16 protein-coding genes are annotated in these 14,085 nt (G+C 69.8%); 7 read left to right on the forward strand and 9 right to left on the reverse strand.

What is annotated here, in order from left to right; genetic code table 11:
* Positions 1–122 precede the first annotated feature (122 nt).
* On the reverse strand, positions 123–611 hold the full coding sequence (locus ACIP4P_RS13360) for a hypothetical protein (RefSeq protein WP_400917460.1): 489 nt from the start codon (positions 609–611) through the stop codon (positions 123–125).
* 433 nt (positions 612–1,044) lie between these two features.
* Here ACIP4P_RS13360 and ACIP4P_RS13365 point away from each other — a divergent pair, with 433 nt between their 5' ends.
* Together ACIP4P_RS13365 and ACIP4P_RS13370 are read left to right on the forward strand one after the other, a co-directional pair.
* Positions 1,045–2,751: a hypothetical protein gene (locus tag ACIP4P_RS13365; protein WP_400917462.1), complete on the forward strand. Its 1,707-nt coding sequence runs from the start codon at positions 1,045–1,047 to the stop codon at positions 2,749–2,751.
* A 34-nt stretch (positions 2,752–2,785) separates the two neighbouring features.
* Positions 2,786–3,115, forward strand: a complete 330-nt coding sequence (locus ACIP4P_RS13370) for a hypothetical protein (RefSeq protein ID WP_400917464.1) — start codon at positions 2,786–2,788, stop codon at positions 3,113–3,115.
* 64 nt (positions 3,116–3,179) lie between these two features.
* On the opposite strand, the gene ACIP4P_RS13375 is transcribed toward ACIP4P_RS13370, so the two are convergent.
* A complete protein-coding gene (locus ACIP4P_RS13375) occupies positions 3,180–3,413 on the reverse strand; it encodes a hypothetical protein (protein WP_400917466.1) in 234 nt (77 codons plus the stop codon).
* 123 nt (positions 3,414–3,536) lie between these two features.
* Here ACIP4P_RS13375 and ACIP4P_RS13380 point away from each other — a divergent pair, with 123 nt between their 5' ends.
* Positions 3,537–4,568, forward strand: coding sequence for a hypothetical protein (locus ACIP4P_RS13380; RefSeq protein WP_400917468.1), 1,032 nt, complete (start codon positions 3,537–3,539; stop codon positions 4,566–4,568).
* Between the two features lie 142 nt (positions 4,569–4,710).
* Here ACIP4P_RS13380 and ACIP4P_RS13385 read toward each other — a convergent pair whose 3' ends face one another.
* The 3 genes from ACIP4P_RS13385 to ACIP4P_RS13395 form a co-directional block, all read right to left on the reverse strand.
* Positions 4,711–5,103: a hypothetical protein gene (locus ACIP4P_RS13385; protein ID WP_400917470.1), complete on the reverse strand. Its 393-nt coding sequence runs from the start codon at positions 5,101–5,103 to the stop codon at positions 4,711–4,713.
* A gap of 174 nt (positions 5,104–5,277) precedes the next feature.
* Positions 5,278–5,547 carry a hypothetical protein gene (locus ACIP4P_RS13390; RefSeq protein ID WP_400917471.1) on the reverse strand — a complete coding sequence of 90 codons (270 nt, stop codon included), beginning with the start codon at positions 5,545–5,547 and terminating at the stop codon, positions 5,278–5,280.
* Between the two features lie 213 nt (positions 5,548–5,760).
* Positions 5,761–6,069: a hypothetical protein gene (locus tag ACIP4P_RS13395; protein ID WP_400917473.1), complete on the reverse strand. Its 309-nt coding sequence runs from the start codon at positions 6,067–6,069 to the stop codon at positions 5,761–5,763.
* Positions 6,070–7,007: 938 nt separating this feature from the next.
* On the opposite strand from ACIP4P_RS13395, the gene ACIP4P_RS13400 reads away from it, so the two are divergent.
* From ACIP4P_RS13400 to ACIP4P_RS13415, 4 genes are all read left to right on the forward strand, one after another.
* Positions 7,008–7,466, forward strand: coding sequence for a hypothetical protein (locus tag ACIP4P_RS13400; RefSeq protein WP_400917475.1), 459 nt, complete (start codon positions 7,008–7,010; stop codon positions 7,464–7,466).
* A gap of 141 nt (positions 7,467–7,607) precedes the next feature.
* Complete coding sequence (locus tag ACIP4P_RS13405; RefSeq protein WP_400917477.1) at positions 7,608–7,859, forward strand: hypothetical protein; 252 nt, start codon at positions 7,608–7,610, stop codon at positions 7,857–7,859.
* A 372-nt stretch (positions 7,860–8,231) separates the two neighbouring features.
* On the forward strand, positions 8,232–8,531 hold the full coding sequence (locus tag ACIP4P_RS13410) for a helix-turn-helix transcriptional regulator (protein WP_400917478.1): 300 nt from the start codon (positions 8,232–8,234) through the stop codon (positions 8,529–8,531).
* 377 nt (positions 8,532–8,908) lie between these two features.
* Positions 8,909–9,442: a hypothetical protein gene (locus ACIP4P_RS13415; protein ID WP_400917480.1), complete on the forward strand. Its 534-nt coding sequence runs from the start codon at positions 8,909–8,911 to the stop codon at positions 9,440–9,442.
* Positions 9,443–10,228: 786 nt separating this feature from the next.
* On the opposite strand, the gene ACIP4P_RS13420 is transcribed toward ACIP4P_RS13415, so the two are convergent.
* From ACIP4P_RS13420 to ACIP4P_RS13435, 4 genes are all read right to left on the reverse strand, one after another.
* Entirely contained in the window at positions 10,229–11,386 is a 1,158-nt protein-coding gene (locus tag ACIP4P_RS13420; protein ID WP_400917482.1) for a tyrosine-type recombinase/integrase, read from the reverse strand.
* Complete coding sequence (locus ACIP4P_RS13425; RefSeq protein ID WP_400917484.1) at positions 11,386–11,604, reverse strand: excisionase family DNA-binding protein; 219 nt, start codon at positions 11,602–11,604, stop codon at positions 11,386–11,388. The genes ACIP4P_RS13420 and ACIP4P_RS13425 overlap by 1 nt, the downstream gene beginning before the upstream one ends.
* 283 nt (positions 11,605–11,887) lie before the next feature.
* The gene (locus ACIP4P_RS13430) at positions 11,888–12,484 is read right to left on the reverse strand and encodes a hypothetical protein (protein ID WP_400917486.1); all 597 of its coding nucleotides are present in this window, start codon (positions 12,482–12,484) and stop codon (positions 11,888–11,890) included.
* Complete coding sequence (locus ACIP4P_RS13435) at positions 12,432–13,958, reverse strand: ATP-binding protein (RefSeq protein ID WP_400917488.1); 1,527 nt, start codon at positions 13,956–13,958, stop codon at positions 12,432–12,434. The genes ACIP4P_RS13430 and ACIP4P_RS13435 overlap by 53 nt, the downstream gene beginning before the upstream one ends.
* Positions 13,959–14,085: the final 127 nt, after the last annotated feature.

Genomic DNA, 14,085 nt, shown 5'->3' on the forward strand with positions numbered 1-14,085 from the left:
GGCCCGGCGGGGGGGGGGGGGGGGGGGCGGGCGGGGGGGGGGGCCGCGGGGGGGGGTGTGGGGGGGGGGGCCCCCCCCCCCCCCCGGGGGGTTCGGTGGGGGGGGGGCCCACCACCGTCCAGCTATTGGTTCTGGCGGGTCGCGCCGTCCGGCCAGACGATCGTTACGGGCAGACCGATCGCCCGTGCACTGGCCACGGTGTCGGCGGTGCCTCCGCGTCCGTTGCCAGGTTGGCCGTCCCAGACTGCGAACAGGTGGTCTGCGCGGCGCAACAGCTCTTTGTTGGCGGCCTCGTACGCCTCGCGATTGGCCTGGGCGTGCGGCATGACCACGACTTCGTGGGCGGCGCCGTGGAGGCGGTCGAACTCGGTTGCGTAGCCGGGCTTTACCTTGGTCTGCCGGTAGTCGGCGGACGGCACGACCACGACCAGTCGGCCGCCGAGTGAGAGCACGACATCGGCGAAGATCGCATCGGCTCCCTTGGCGATGCAGGAGACACCGGTGAGCCCGTCTTGGGTGTGGTCGGCGAGAAGGGTTTTCAGTGCCTCGCGGACCAGTACGACGCTCTGTTCGGTGAGGTCCATGTGTCCGGTCACCGCGATGACGGTCATGCCGCGTTCCCCTTCGGTCAGTTCGCCAGTAGCTTGCGGATGCTATCGCGGGCCTCCCGGACGGCCGGGTTCGTGGAGTGGCCGACGGTGTACTGGTAGAGGTTGCCGAGCTGAGTTCGGACTCGATCCGACGTGGTGAGCATGGCGGCTGCCACGGCGTGGTGTGTCTCTTGGCTGGCTCCCCACATGTCCCCCATGAGGAAGCAGGTTTCAGCGAGCCCGATCCGGTCGAGTGCGTGGGACCGGCCGGCCTCGTTCCCTCGTACGCTCAGGGCGGCTCGGATGTGTTCTGCGGCGGCCTCGGCGTGGGAGCGAGGGGCGGTGCGGGCAAGGTCGAGAAGTCGCCCGCCGGTCACGCCGGCGATTCCTCAAGAACGGCGACGCCTGGGAGATCCTCAAACGCCACGAGGACGGCTCCCTCAAGGTCCGCCACATGGAGCACCGCGGACGCCTCACCTTGCCCGCCGAGTACGTCGCCGCCAACGTCCAGCTCCTCTACGCCTCCACCATCACCCGCTCCCAGGGCGGCACCGTCGACACCGCCCACCCCCTGGTCACCGACGACACCACCCGCGAGGAGCTGTACGTCCAGCTCACCCGCGCCCGCCACACCACCACCCTCTACACAGCCACCCACGAACTCCTCCCCTTCGACACCGACGAGCAGCTCGACCAGCCCAAGAACGACCCCGAAGCCTTCGCCGCCCGCGAAGTCCTGGAGCGCGTCCTGAACCGCGAGGGCGCCCAGCTCTCCGCCACCGAGACCATCCGAGGCGCCCAGGAGGACGCCGTCTCCCTGGCCACGCTCGCGCCCCGCCACCAGCACGCCGTCGAGACCCTGACCACCCCCCACTACCACCAGCTCATCCACCGACTCCTCGGCCCCGCCCTCGCCGAACAGATCACCACCGACGACGCGATGACCGCCGTCACCCGCGCCCTGCGCACCGCCGAAGCCGCCGGCTGGCAGCCCGAGCGACTGCTCGCCGCCGCCACCTGGCGCGGCGACCTCAACCCCGCCGACTCCCCGGCCCAGGCCCTCGCCTGGCGCCTGAACACCATCACCGAAGACCGCCCCGCCCCCGCCCACCTCAACACCCCCACCCCCGCCGACACCACCCGCTACGCCGCCCTGCTGGCGGCGCACACCGGCCTGCCCGCCCACCGCTTCGACCCCGAGGCCGCGACCACCGAACCGGCCGCCCTGCGCATCGCACCCGCCGCCGCCCAGGCCGCCGACACGCACCCGCACGTCTCCACCGACACCCTCAACCGCTACGCCACCACCGCCGCAACCGCGCTCAACACCGCCACCGACAAGGTCACCACCCACCCGCAGTGGCCCCACCTCGCCGGAGCCCTCGCCGCCGCCGAACGCACCGGCCGCGACACCACCACCCTGCTCACCACCACCGCCACCCACACCACCAGCACGACCGACCCGGTCACCGCCCTGACCCGCGCCACCCGCACCACCCTGGCCGCAGACGGCATCCCCGAGCACCACCAGCAGGCCCCCGAAGCCCTCCGCCACCAGGCCCTCGCCGCCACCGTCCTCGGAAACGAGCACGCCACCCGCGCCCTGGGCGAGAACACCTGGCCCGCCCTCACCGCCGCCCTGCGTCGCGCCGAGACCGCCGGCCACGAACCCGCCACCATGCTGCGCGAGGTCGCCGAGAGCTGCCCGCTCACCGGCGCCGACAGCCTCAGCCAGGTCCTGGCCTGGCGCATCGGCCGCTCCCTTGCCGCGCAGGCCCCCGCGCCCGCCGACCAGCAGGGCGACCGCGCCGAAGCGGAGCTGTGGCGCACCCTCGCCTGGACCCTCAAGGCCATCGAGAACACCGGCACCACCCCGGAGACCGCCCTCTCCGAGGTGACCGGCCGCACCGCGCTGCCCGAACTGCTCCAGCACGCCCAGCAGCAGGCCCTCGCCCACACCCGCGCCGCCTCCGGCCGCGCCGACCTCCCGGCCTGGATCAGCCCAGTGCCGCGCTCCACCACGGCCAACCCCGTCCACCACGAGTACCTCACCGACAGCGCCGCCCTGATCGCCAACCGGCTCTCGGTGCTCGCCGACCGCACCGCGGAGAACCGCCCGGACCGGCGCCGCCTGGCTCGCTGGCCGCCCGGGCCTGGATGACGCCGCCCTTGCTCAGCAGAACGTCGCCGACCAGGTGAGCACGGTCCTCGCCGAACGCCGCCAGCTCACGGCCGAGGCCACCCGGCCCGAGCAGCAGGAGGCCGAGGCGCGCCGCCAACCGACCCTCGCCGAGCGCCGCCGGGCTGGCCGCCAGGCCGAGCGCCAAGCCCACCGCGACCAGCTCCAGCAGCGCAGCGGACAGCCCTCCGCACGGACCGCCCGGCCCGCGCCGAACCGCCGCGTCGAACCTGCCGACCGGCGCCAGAATGTGGCCCCGGCCCAGTCCCCCGCCGCACAGCAGCCGATAGTCCAGCAACAGCCGCAGCAGGTCCGCCAGGGCCAGCAAGGCCCCCGCTTGCGCTGAACCGAACGCTCCCCTGGTGAGGTGGCCCTGGCCACGCCGCTTTCGTGCCGAGCTTGCCCCGCGCCTACCGGGTGGACACGCCCGGCGGCGTCGAGGGGACGGCCGGGCTCTGACCGAAGCCGGGGACGAGCAGTACGGCGAGCACGGCCGCGACCGCCGCGCCGCAGGTGATCGAAGCGACGAGGTCGCCCTGGCCGGCGCGCCCGGCGGACCGACCGGTGGCCTTGAAGACCAGGACGCCTACGCAGAGGCCCACGCCGATGATCAGGGCGGCCAGCGGCGCGATCTGGATAACCACGAATCCTCCTAATTGTCGCCGGAACACGGCACCTTGGTGGTGCCGATCGGCACAGCGCCATATGACCAGCGAGGGCGCAGGCGAGCCCATCTCCGCACCTTGCGAGGTTCTAGGCTGGGTGGCATGGCGAGGACCACGAGCCCGGCGATGCGCGAGCTGATGCAGAGGACCGGGGCGACCCAGACTCAGATCGAACGGTGGCAGCAGTATGGTTACCTGCCGCGGTTTCCCCGCTCGTACGCGGGCGGCGGTGGAAGCAGGTCGGTGCTCACCGACGAGATTGTCGAGCGCGCCCAGCTGCTAGCCGACTACGCACGGCCCGGAGCGCTCGACCACAAGCCGATCTCCCTCATTGCCAGCCAGACCGACCCCGATATCGGCCTCCTACGTGAAGCCGTGGTCGAGCACCTGACGGCCGCTCGCCGACGCCGAGGGATGGACGTCACGGCGGCCTCGCCGGCCGAGGCGTCGAGGGCGCGCCTTGGCGTGGCAGACCGGCTTGGTGGTGACTCCCCCCGGTTTGCCGAGCTATTTGCACTCGGTCACCGGGACAGCGACGAGGAAGTTGACCCCGGTGACGTCGAAGCTGTTGTCAACGACCTCTTGGAGGTCCTGAAGGTGCGTGGGACCGGTATGCCCCACGGCATCTCCGTCACACAGCTGTTCCCCGACCAGATCGAGCAAGTGCGAGATCTGATTCGTAATCAAGTGCTGGCCATCCCGCCATACAGGCAGCAGTGCGAGCTGGTTCGGACAGCACCCGCTGACCAGCTTGTTCGGGCGTGCCGTGCGGTCCCGTCAAGCCGACGCCTTCAAGTAGCCGCCCGAGCCTCGGCGCAGATCGCCCTCATGCGACATGCCGGCACCCTGACCGATGACACGTTCAAGGGATGGCACGACCTCGGCATGTCGTACGCCAACTCCCAGCGGATGATGACCCACCCGATGTGGGTGAGCTGGGGGCACCGGATCGTCAACGGTGCCATGCATGACGTCACCGACGGCGAAGAGATTGCGCTCGGCCTCTATCGGCCTACGCTCCTGGACAGTCGAGAGGAGTACATGAACTTCCTAGCCTCGCTGATCCCCGTCCATGCTCTCCACCGAATGGCCTTCTACCAGTCCCAGCCGGGCGACCGGCGGACGATCATCTGACCTCCCCGATGGCTCTCCCAGGTGCCCACAGGCTGCGTTCCGCCTTTCCTCGATCTTGTTGAACGTCCAGGCGCCGAACGCGATAAGCCGAGTGGCGACGAGGGTACCAGCGCACTCGGCGACGGCGGACAGCAGGAATCCTTCAGCACTGGGCACCGCCAGGGCACCAGAGGGCGGCCGAGCCGTCAGCGCGCTGTTGTTCGCGGCGCCCGAGCTCAGCGACGGTGCGGCGGATCCTGCGCCGGACCGTCTCGCCGTCCTTGTCCGGCTGGGTGCTGCCGGCAAGCTGCGCGGCGTCGGCCCAGGTCACCACTCCGGGGTGCCCGAACGCGAGGACGACGGACAAGTCGGCTGGGGCGAGCTGGCCCAGGAGGGCGACCAGACGGGGGTCATGGGGAACCATGTCGAACAGCGGGTCACCCGGCAGGTGTCGGTCGGGCAGCAGTTCGCGCAGGGACGCGCCGTCGTAGACCGGGGTCTCCAGCAGCGCGACCCGCTTGTTGCCGTACGTCCGCCGCTCCCACAACGGCACCAACTGTCGGTGGATGGTCCGAACCTCTCTCCGGAGTCGTCTGATCGCGAATGAGCCCGAGTCGGCGTCATCGTGCAGCGGGACGGTCCAGTCGCCGAGCAGCGCAGTGGAGAGTGCCTCGGTCCACCGGGGACTGCGGTTGCAGCCCAGGATGCGCTGGCCGAGTAGCCCCAGGCATTAATGATCGGCGCCATCGAGCGCGACCACAGCTTTGCGGGCTGCGAGAGCTGCCCGGACCCGGTTGACTTCGTATCCGGGGATCTCGGGGCGAGCGGCGTCCACTGCCTGCTTCAAATCAGCGGTGTGGAAGCGCAGCTCCTTCGTGGAGCCATTGCGTTGCTTCATGCGGATGACCTCCTCTCTCTCATCATCCGACAGGTGGATGGTCAAGACCCAGTGCTTGTCGGGGGCGTTGGTCCGGCGTGGGCGGTCGGGAGCGGTGGTCATCGAGTCTCCTTCGTAAGGGTTCACCTTCTGGGCGCGGGAGGACGGTTGAGAGGCAAGGAATCTTGCCCGTGCACTTGTGATCTGCATCATGCTCCGGGCTTGTGCTGGCTGGTGACCTGTGCAGTGCATAGCGCATCGGTGAAGTTGCGTTCGATGCTGTCCTGGGCAGGCCAGCCCCAGGATAAGGATGGAGGTGGTGGCCGGCGTGGATGGTCAGCCAGCAGGATTTGACCGCCATGCGCCTCCGGAGTTTCGGAAGGCGTGGATCGAGCACCCGGCGAACTGCTGTGCTGCCCGGACCGCCGCCTCTCGGGACGTAGCCTTCCCGCCTTCGGTGAAGATGGCGCCCTCCACGCGGCCGCCGATGGCCTCCCGGAGAAGGGGCGAGGCACTTTCCGGGATAGGCATCTCCGTCAGCCTGGTCTTCGAAGCGCCAGCGGCGGACAGTGTGGCGTCGGTCGCGTCTCGGATGTCGAGGGAAAGGAAGTCCGCGAGGTTGAACTCGACCTCCGCGAGCAGCATCCACAAGGCGCGGTGAGCGGAGCCGGAGGCGATTGTGGCCCTGCTGCCAGTGAATCGGCCGTGGGCGGTGGGGTCGGCGGCCCGGGCAGCAGGGTGCGTGCGGAGCCCGGCGTCGGGCTCGGGATCAGTAGGAGTACTTGGACGGTTGCCCGGGTGGGTACGACGTCGTCTACTCGGTATTCGGGGCCGTTGACTTCACCGACCCTTGCCTGCTGCCGGCCGCCGCCCGCGCCCTGCGTCCCGGTGGCCTGTTCGCCGCCACCACGCTGGGCCACTACCTCGGCGGCGCGCCAGCCGAGGTGGCATCGATTACTCCTTCTACGGTGCCGCAGGAGGCTGCGACGAGACGGGCTACCACCTTGGCAACTTCCCCAAGGTTGAACTGAGCGTCACCTCGCTGATCGGCTGCAACAACTGCAGCGCCGTCCAACTGTGGTCGAACCTCGGCCTGGAGAGGACCACGGGCCTCCCGCCCCCCGATCTGGGTGCGGGCTTCAATGACAGCGTTCGCGAACTCCGGGTCTTCCACCGCTGAATCGGCGCCCTGTGGTGCGGAGCCGGCTCCGGGCCGCACCACCCGACCGCGCGCGAGGGCCCGGTCATGGGACGAGGGTGGACTCCCACGTTCCGGCGCCACGGCACGGGACGGTGAACGCGTTGCCGCCGACGTCGCCCATCAGGCACAGGCCCGTGGCGGCGTCCTGCAACTGGAGAGGTAACTCGTGGGCTCGTCTACCTTCTCCTGTCTCGCAGAGTGATCTGCCTGAGAATCACCGGTGGACCGTCGTGCACCGGCCCTGAAGTCCACTTTCCGTCCGCTCACGAACTGGCGAGACTTCTGCCCACTGCCGGACACACCCTCAGGGAGCAAGGACAGGACCGGATGTACCGGAGAATCCGCCTGCTCTCCCGGCATGTGATGGAAGGAATCAGGAACCGTGCGTACTCATCTGCGGATGGCCGCTGCCACCGTCGTCGCCACCGCTGCGCTGACGGCGGCCGCACCGCTCGCCACGGCAGCCCAGCCCCGTTCCGGCGCCCCGGTGCCGGCCGCCGTCTCCGTGGCCGACGGCGCGGCCGTTGAGCTCAGCGCTGCCGAACTCGCCGAGATCCGGCTCCTCTCCGAGGAGATCGTGCGGGACGCCCAGCAGGAGAACGCCGCCGCGTCGGGTGTCTCCGGGTTCAGCGCCAAGGGCGACGCGGGCAAGAAGCTCATCGGCCTGCTCAAGAAGTCGCCCGGGCTCTTCAAGGGCGCGATCTCCAAGGCGAAGGAGGGCAAGGGCGCCTTCGACAACTGGATGAAGAACCAGAACTGGGCCGTCCGGGCCGCCTGGTGGGCCCTGAGCAGCAGCACCCAGACCTGGGTCCTCGAAGAGCTGATCAAGATGGTTCCGTAGGCGGCGGCCGGTGCCTGCCTCCCCCGGCTCCTGCCTGGGGGGAGGCAGGCACTCCGTGACGGATTCAGGACAGGAACGGAGAAGGTGGAGAGAGTGGCAGACCGAGAAGTGCAGCGAGGACCGCAGCGGTCGGGTTCAACCGTGGTCGACAAGTTCTTCGCGGTTCCCATGGTCCTGCTCGCGGTGACGTTCCCCCTGTTCAAGTTCGGCTCCGAGAGTGTCCGCAACGGTATCGGCTGGCCGTGCCTCGGGGTCGGGCTCGTCCTGACGGTCACGGGACTGCTCTTGTGCGCGCGGTCACGACGCAGTCCCGGCCCAGGCGGGATCAGCTGCCTTGTCGCGGCCGCGGTCATCGGTTCGCTCGCCGTCGTCCACTACGGCCTGCCGGTCTAGTCCGCCGTGCGGGAGCGGGCCGAGAACCTCGGCGGCACCCTGACCAGTGGCCCCACCCCCGATGGCGGCTACCGCGTCCACGTCGCACTGCCCGAGCGTCGGCACTGAACGTCGGCCCGCAGGCGTTGCGCGGGCGCACCCGCGAGGCCCGCCACCCGGCCGGAGAACACTGGCCGACCGGCGGGGCGGGTCCAGCCGCCCGGATCCGGGTCCGGCGCCTTCCGGCCGCCTACGATGAGTGAGCGCAGCACGACCGCCGGGCGCGAGAGGCGGTGCGGTGGCCGCACTCGCCCGTCTTTCCCGCACAACGTCCCCTCTCCTCGGTTCGCCAGGGCTCGGACGCGTGTCCTCGATGAACGGAATACCGCACCGATGAGCCGACCCGGGCCGCCTGTTCCCGCCGTCTGCCCGTGCAACCCGGCCACGTTTACGGCCCTGTCGCTCCCGCGTGACCTGTCCGCCCTCACGGAGCGGGAGGCCACCGTCCTCCTGCTGCTGGCTACGGGGCTGGGGAACCTCTCCATCGCCGTGCGCCTGGGGATTACCGAACGTACCGTCAAGAAGCACGTCTCGAACCTCTTCGAGAAGCTCGGGGTACGGTCGCGTCTGGAGGCCGCCCTGGTGGCAATCCTGGAACACGACCAGCTCTGCCCTCGGGGTACGGCGGCCTGAATCAGCGCCGGGCCTTCGCGCACAGGCCCCGCCGTCCCCACCGCTCGTACGGCCTGGAACTCGGTCGGACGACCGTCGTCCACGTCGGCTGACCCGCCCCGGGGCTCCAGTCGTGCGCCCCCGCTCAGTATCCTCTCGGAACGGTGCTGTCCTGCCGTCGCTCAAACGCTGGGCTGAGGGGCCGGCTTGGCACCCGCACCGCTTCGGGTCTGGACCGCAAGGGGCGTGCCACGGGTCGCGTACCGAGATCGGATGTACCGCTGCCGATCTGTGTTTCCTCGTCCCGCTCGGCGCCGTCCGCCACCGCCTTGGTGGCGGACGGCCGCACAGAGATCATCCCGTAACCCGACGCGGGTCGGATCAGCAAGGAGAAAGCGGTGACCGTCCTCTTCGAGTTCCGCACCGAAGCTCGTCCCGACAACGGCAAGATCATGGTGCACGACGCCGACGCCACCATCCCGAGCAACGAAGCCCTCGGCAGGAGCCGACGAGATGTGGTCGCCGGGACAGGCACCCAGATCTACATCCACAGTCTTCAGGGCATCGCCCCCGCCGAGATTCTCTTTCGCGTGTGGGACGGCCCGGTGCCGGCCGACAGCGCCTGGGAAGCCGACGGTGAACGCGAGGTGGAACTCGAAACGCCCACCGGATACGTAGTCATCCGCGCGTTCTCACCCGAGATCGCCGGCGACTTCCAGATGCCGCGCCCCGGAGTCTACGAAGGGCGCGTCTCCTGGAAGGGTCGCCAGGCCGCAGAGGGCCAGCAGAGCAGCCTGCGCGCCCAACTGGCCACGCCGGAGGGACAGCTCAACTCGGAGGCCGTCTTCGCAGCCCATCATGAGGCCCTGGAAACCTATCGGGTCGACCTGTGGTGGACTGCCGAGTCCGAGGACGACGAGGACGACGAATAGACATCACAGGCGTGCGGCGCCGCTCCCAACGGAAGCGCCGCACCCCTGTGAATAGATCAACGAAACAGGGAACAGCGCGGAAGGTAGTGAATTCACGGGCCCGAGCTGGTGGATCGAAAGCCCCGGGGTTCCCGGCGGCTTGCCCACTGGTCGGTGGACTCACGCCATCGCTGTCAACGTCGAGCGTCTGCTCCTCGGTCTCGTCCGCGAGTTCCGGAGGCGATTCGCAGCTATCCGGAACGAACCGTGCGCGAGGGAAGCACTCCGCTCCCTAGTACCCACAACGCGCGGTGAGCGACAGGAACGGTCGAGTCCGAGAGCAGTTCGTCGAACCGCTGAGGGGTGTTGATGCCGATGTACACGGTCAGCTCCTTGGCTACGTTCCGTGATAGCCAGGGTGGGTGAGGGGCGCTGCCACCCGCAGGCCTGCGGCGGTGTCCAGCCCTGTTCGGTGCCTGCGACGGCCCAGTGGGCCTGCGATACTTGTGGGGCCGCCGAGGGGCTGAGCAGCGAGGCAGCCGACGACCGCCAGAAGGCAGGCGGACCACCTCGCAGCACGGAATCGGCACACATGAGGCCGAGAAATGCGGAGAGATCGCGAGAGCCCCAGAGGGACATTTTCGCAGGTCAGCGGCCGAATGGTCGACGTTCTTGCAGGTCAGAGGCTTGCCGGGGAAAACTTACAAAGCAGATGTCGGCGGTTCGAAACCGTCCGCGCCCACCCACACGAAGGGCCAGTTCGGAGGCAGAATCCTCCCGAACTGGCCCTTGATCGTTTCTGCGGTCCTACTCCTCCCGTGCCACCCCCGTGCCAGAAGCCCCCGGCCGGCCGAGCGCTTCCCTGACCGCGGCCCCCATCCGATCGGCGATGGCCCGGTCCCGGTTGCTGGTCATGTGCTGGTAGATCAGCGCGGCCCGGGTGCTGCTGTGGCCCATCCTGGTCATGAGTTCCCGGGTGCTCGCCCCGTTCTGCGGTGCGAGGGTGTTCCCGGTGTGGCGGAGGTCGTGGAAGTGGGCGTCCTCGCTCACCCCGGCGGCGGTACGGGCCTTGATCCAGTCGTCGCGGAAGTTGCTCCGGCGGAGCTTGCCGCCGCGGGGGCCGATGAACAGGTGCCCCTCCGGGTCGGGGCCGGCGTACTGGTCGAGATGGTGTTCCAGGTCGCCCACGATCTCGGCGGGGAAGGCGACAGGACGGAAGCCCGCACGGCTCTTCGGGGCCTTGTCGTAGAGGCGCCCACTGTTGAGTTCCGCCTGGTTGCGCTGCACTCGGACGAGCCGGTTCGTCAGGTCGACGTCCCGCCGGCGGAGCGCGGCCAGCTCGCCGAACCGCAGGGTGGTGAATGCGGTCAGCAGGACCAGGGCCCGCCAACGCGGACCGATCGCGTCGGCGACGGCGAACACCTCGGTGACTGTGAGCACGGGCCGCTCCGGCACGTCGTAGGTGTCGGCACCCTTGATCCGGCACGGGTTGCGCTGGATCAGCTCGTCGTCCACAGCCGTGTTCATGATGGCCCGCAGGAGTTGGTACGCCTTGACGACGGAAGGCTCGCCGGCCCCGCCGTCGAGGAGGTTCGATCGCCAGGTGCGGACCCGTGCCGGGGTGATTTTGGAGATCGTCCGGTGGCCCAACCCGGGCTGGATGTACTGGCGGAGCGTGATGGCGTACCGCTCGCGAGTGCTCTCCTCCAACTTGCGGTCCCGCAGCCGGGCGAGGGCGAAGTCGGACAGCTTGACCTTTCCGGCATCCGGGTCGGCCCACTTGTCGCGCTTGATGTCCGCCTCGATCAGCGTGAGCGCGACCTCGGCATCGGTCTTGGTCGGGTAGGTCTCCTCACCCTTACGCGTCAGCCCGGTGACTGGGTCCGGGTAGCGGATCTGCCAGCGGCCGGAGGGCAGTTGGCGGGCGGAGCCGAAGCGTCGGCGGTTTCCCTTGGTGTTCGCCATCAGGCGGCCCTCCTGAGCTGTGTGCGCCGGACGGTGACCGGCTGGACGGTTCGAGCGGCGATGAACTCGGCGAGGGCCGAGGCGGGGATGCGGACGTGGCGTCCGACTTTCACGAAGGTGATGCGGCGCTCGGCGATCAGCCGGTGGGGTAACCGCTCGGTGGTCCCGAGGAGTTCGGCAGCCTGGGTGGTGGTCAGGAGCGGGTCCAGGGTCGTCATGCTGCCTTCCTTTCGGGAGTGACGGCGGTTGTCGGGAAGCCGGGTCCTTCGGCGCGGGCCAGGGCTTCGTCCAGGGCTTGGCGCCAGCGGATGCGTTCGGCGACGGCGCGCAGGAGGCGCCTGTCCGCGCGCAGGAGCGCTTCGCACGGTTCGACGAACGGGTCCGCCCCGCGCCGACGGGAGCCGGAGGCGATCGCGGCCCTGCCGCCTGTGGATCGGCCGTGGGCGGGGGCGGCGGCCCGGGGCGGCAGGGTTCGCGGGGAGCCCGGCGTCGGGCTCGGGATCAGTAGGAGCGGCCGTCGGTCCCGCTGGGGGATTGGTAGTTGCCGGCGGGCACGGTGGCGACGGTGTCGTCGTTGCCCTTCCCGCCCGCACCGCCGGGGTGTCCGTCGCCGCCGTTGCCACCGCGCACGTAGGCGGTGCCGGCGGTGTGGATGTCGATCTTGCGGTTGTTGCCGTCGCCGCCCTCGCCGCCGCCACCGCCGTAGGTGTTGCTGCTCCGTCCGCCGGTGCCGCCGTTCCCGCCGAGGGCCCGGACGGCCTCGGTGCCGGCGACGCCCCTGTCGATGGTGATGCGGCCGTTGTTGCCGTGTCCGCCGTTGCCGCCCTCGCCGGTGGACTGCCCGTCGCCGCCGTCGCCGCCGACCGCCCGGACGGTGCTGCCGGTGCCGCTGCCGATGATGCGGTCGTTGTCGCCGTCGCCGCCGTGGCCGCCGTCGCTGTATCCGCTGGCGTCGCCGCCTTTGCCGCCGTTGCCGCCGGTCACGGTGATGGTGCCGTGGGCGCTGATGTGGCCGTCGTTGCCGATGCCCCCGCGTCCGCCGAGGTTACAGCAGAGGCTCGCAAGAGCCGGGGAGCCGGACCTCGACGCGAGTGCCACTGGGTTGTCCATCTGGTGACCGGTCGCCGCAGGACAGGGAGATCTCGCCGCCCGCGTCCTGGAAGACGCGGGCCGCCACGGGCAGCCCCAGCCCGGCGCCCGGCATCTGACGAGCTGCTGGTGAACGCCAGAACCGGGCGAAGACATGCGGAAGATCCGTCGCGGCTATGCCGGGTCCGCTGTCGGTCACCGTCAGAGCGCCCGCTTCGAGGGCGACATTGACAGTGGCAGCCGCCGGGCTGAACTTCACGGCGTTGTCGAGGAGGTGGGTGACGGCTCGCTCCACGCTCCGCTCATCACCTTGGACGTACCAGGTGGTGAGGTGCGCGTTGATCGTCACGCCCTCGCCGCGAGATCGCGTCCGGTCGATCGAGCGGGCCACCACCTCGTGCAGGGCGATCACGCTGCGGTTCGGGGTCGGCCAGGAGGGGCTGGAGAGCAGGAGCAGGTCGTCGACGAGTGCGGACAGTTCAGCCGTTTGGGTTCGCAGATCGTTCAGGAGCTTCGCCCTGGTGTCGAAGGGGAGTTCCCGCCCGGTTTCGTGGCTGCGGATGAGCAGACCGATGTTGGTACGCAGGGTGGTCAGGGGTGTGCGCAGCTCGTGCCCTGCATTCGCGATGAGCTGCGCCTGCTGATCGTGGGAGGAATCGAGGGCGGCGCTCATCGTGTTGAAGGCGGTCGCGAGGCGGGCGAGTTCGGGTCCTCCAGCGGTCGGGACGGTCCGGCCGGGCTCTTTTGTGAGGGCGATGAGCTCGGCGTTGCGGGCGAGCTGTCGGAGGTTGGCCAGACGCCGTCTCACGGTTCGAGGTGCGACGGCGGCGCAGACCGCGATGATGGCGGTCGCTGCCGTGCCGGTCATCACAGCAATGTGGGCAATGGCGTGATCCGTTGGTTTCGAGGGCTTCGCGAGCAGCACGGCCGTCCGGAGGTGGTGCCCGTCGACGATGGTGGGCCCGTACCCGATGGTGAGGATCCGGATGGGCTCTCCGTCGAGCGTCCTGCCGTTTCTGTAGTGCCCAGATGCCTGTGAGCCCGTCTTCCCGGCGGTGGCGAACAGGCTCTCTCCCGCCGTCGCCTGCACTGACTTCGGATGGCCGTGTGGACAGGATGTCCCATCCTCGAACACCACCGTGAGAAAAGCGTCTTTGAGCTGTAGAGCCCGGCTGGGGGCGGGATGGCACCAGGCGGCGACGGCATGGGAGCGGTCCGGCAGTTCCTGTTCGGCGAGTTCCCACGACCGGGCGAGGTCGCGGTCCGCCTGAGCGAGGATCTCGCTGCGCGCGACGGACCACGTGGCTACCGCGCCTGAGAGGGTCGCGACCGCGATGCCGACAGCCGCGGCGAACGCGAGCTGCTGGTGAAGCGCCGCGAGGAGCAGCGGGCGTGTGAGGGCGCGATGTGCTTGCCGTACGACCGCTGCTGCCGCGCGGATGCCGAAGGAAGTTCCTATTCGCATATCCGCCTGAGAGCCCAATGCCCTTCTCTAATTCTCATCACAACGTCAATGTGCCGGAGCTCGAGGTCGGTGTGTGCGCGGCCGGGTGAGGCGGTGCACGCCAAGCGTGCTCCGGATTACCCCGGAGCCCAGCCGCCTCCGCCAC

Origin of the sequence: Kitasatospora sp. NPDC089509 (assembly GCF_044749365.1) — a bacterium.
Taxonomy (GTDB): Bacteria; Actinomycetota; Actinomycetes; order Streptomycetales; family Streptomycetaceae; genus Kitasatospora.

What these genes read in the sequence shown, in the direction of transcription:
- ACIP4P_RS13360 (WP_400917460.1), bottom strand. Translation starts at nt 611, where the DNA reads ATGACCGTCATCGCGGTGACCGGACACATGGACCTCACCGAACAGAGC.
- ACIP4P_RS13365 (WP_400917462.1), top strand. Translation starts at nt 1,045, where the DNA reads ATGGAGCACCGCGGACGCCTCACCTTGCCCGCCGAGTACGTCGCCGCC.
- ACIP4P_RS13380 (WP_400917468.1), top strand. Translation starts at nt 3,537, where the DNA reads ATGGCGAGGACCACGAGCCCGGCGATGCGCGAGCTGATGCAGAGGACC.
- ACIP4P_RS13390 (WP_400917471.1), bottom strand. Translation starts at nt 5,547, where the DNA reads ATGACCACCGCTCCCGACCGCCCACGCCGGACCAACGCCCCCGACAAG.
- ACIP4P_RS13395 (WP_400917473.1), bottom strand. Translation starts at nt 6,069, where the DNA reads ATGCTGCTCGCGGAGGTCGAGTTCAACCTCGCGGACTTCCTTTCCCTC.
- ACIP4P_RS13410 (WP_400917478.1), top strand. Translation starts at nt 8,232, where the DNA reads ATGAGCCGACCCGGGCCGCCTGTTCCCGCCGTCTGCCCGTGCAACCCG.
- ACIP4P_RS13420 (WP_400917482.1), bottom strand. Translation starts at nt 11,386, where the DNA reads ATGGCGAACACCAAGGGAAACCGCCGACGCTTCGGCTCCGCCCGCCAA.
- ACIP4P_RS13425 (WP_400917484.1), bottom strand. Translation starts at nt 11,604, where the DNA reads ATGACGACCCTGGACCCGCTCCTGACCACCACCCAGGCTGCCGAACTC.